Annotated in this window: 2 protein-coding genes; both read left to right on the top strand. The window is 69.3% G+C overall.

The window, feature by feature from the left end:
* Positions 1 to 325 (top strand): molybdopterin dinucleotide binding domain-containing protein (locus G6017_RS09125; protein ID WP_277817922.1); only part of this gene is annotated, 325 nt, incomplete at its 5' end.
* Positions 322 to 1,503 (top strand): NADH-quinone oxidoreductase subunit NuoH (nuoH, locus tag G6017_RS09120; RefSeq protein ID WP_182617050.1); only part of this gene is annotated, 1,182 nt, incomplete at its 3' end. The genes G6017_RS09125 and nuoH, both read left to right, overlap by 4 nt.

Here is a 1,503-nt window from a genome sequence, read left to right as displayed (position 1 = left end):
CGCCGGGCAGGCCGTCCTGGCCACCTGGCGGCTGCTGCTGGACTCGGGGCGGATGCAGGACGGTGAACCGCACCTGGCCGGGACGGCCCGGACCCCCGTGGCCAGGCTCTCCGCGGCCACCGCCCTCGAGGCCGGCGTCGCGGACGGCGATCCGTTGACCGTCTCCACGGAGAGCGGATCGATCACCCTGCCCTGCGTGGTCACCGCGATGCCCGATCGCGTGGTGTGGCTGCCGCAGAACTCACCCGGGTCGACCGTCAACGCCACGCTCGCCGCGGCCGCGGGGGACGTCGTCCGGATCGGCGCCGGGGAGGGGGCCTCGTGACCTCGCAGGGATATGCGGACCTGTCCGCCTTCGGCATCGACCCGTGGTGGCTGGTGCTGCTCAAGGTTCTCGCGGTCTTCGTGTTCCTCGTGGTGACGGTGCTCGCCGCGATCTACCTCGAGCGCAAGGTCATCGCCTGGATGCAGATGCGCGTGGGACCCAACCGGGTCGGCCCGCTGGGCATGTTGCAGAGCCTCGCGGACGGCGTCAAGATCGCCCTCAAGGAGGGACTGATCCCCGCGGGGGTCGACAAGCCCGTCTTCCTGTTGGCCCCGGTCATCGCGGTGATCCCGGCGTTCATGGCGTTCGCTGTGATCCCCTTCGGACCCGAGGTCTCGATCTTCGGACACCGGACGCCGCTGCAACTCACCGACCTGAACGTGGGCGTGCTCTACATCCTGGCCGTCACCTCGATCGGCGTGTACGGCATCGTACTGGCCGGTTGGTCCTCCGGCTCCACCTATCCCCTGCTCGGTGGGCTGCGGTCCACGGCGCAGGTGATCAGTTACGAGATCGCGATGGCACTGTCCTTCGTCGGCGTGTTCCTGTTCGCCGGAACCATGTCGACCTCGGGGATCGTCGCCGCTCAGTCCGAGGTCTGGTTCGTGTTCCTCCTGGCGCCCTCGTTCCTCGTCTACGTGATCTCCATGGTCGGCGAGACCAACCGCGCGCCCTTCGACCTCCCCGAGGCCGAGGGCGAGCTGGTCGGGGGGTTCCACACCGAGTACTCGTCGCTGCGGTTCGCCATGTTCATGCTGGCCGAGTACGTCAACATGACGACGGTCTCGGCCCTGGCGGCCACCCTGTTCCTCGGCGGCTGGCAGGCACCGCTGCCGTTCTCCCTGATCGACGGCGCGGACTCCGGGTGGTGGGCGCTGCTGTGGTTCGTGATCAAGGTGTGGGGCTTCATGTTCCTGTTCATCTGGCTGCGCGCCACCCTGCCGAGGCTGCGCTACGACCAGTTCATGGGCTTCGGCTGGAAGGTGCTCATCCCCGTCTCCCTGGGATGGGTGATGGCCGTGGCGAGCATCCGGGCGTTCTCGAACGCCGGCTACGACGGCCTGACCATCGCGCTGGTGACCGCCGGCGTGATCGCCGCGGCCGTGATCGTGGTGGCCCTCCGCACCCGGATCGGCACCCGCCCCCACCGCGGGGGCGCCGCCGACCCGGCGCCCTTC

It is taken from the genome of Dietzia sp. B44 (assembly GCF_014145245.1).
In the GTDB taxonomy this organism is placed as follows: domain Bacteria; phylum Actinomycetota; class Actinomycetes; order Mycobacteriales; family Mycobacteriaceae; genus Dietzia; species Dietzia natronolimnaea.
The sequence above is the reverse complement of the archived record's forward strand: the minus strand, read 5'-3'. Positions and strand labels throughout refer to the sequence as shown.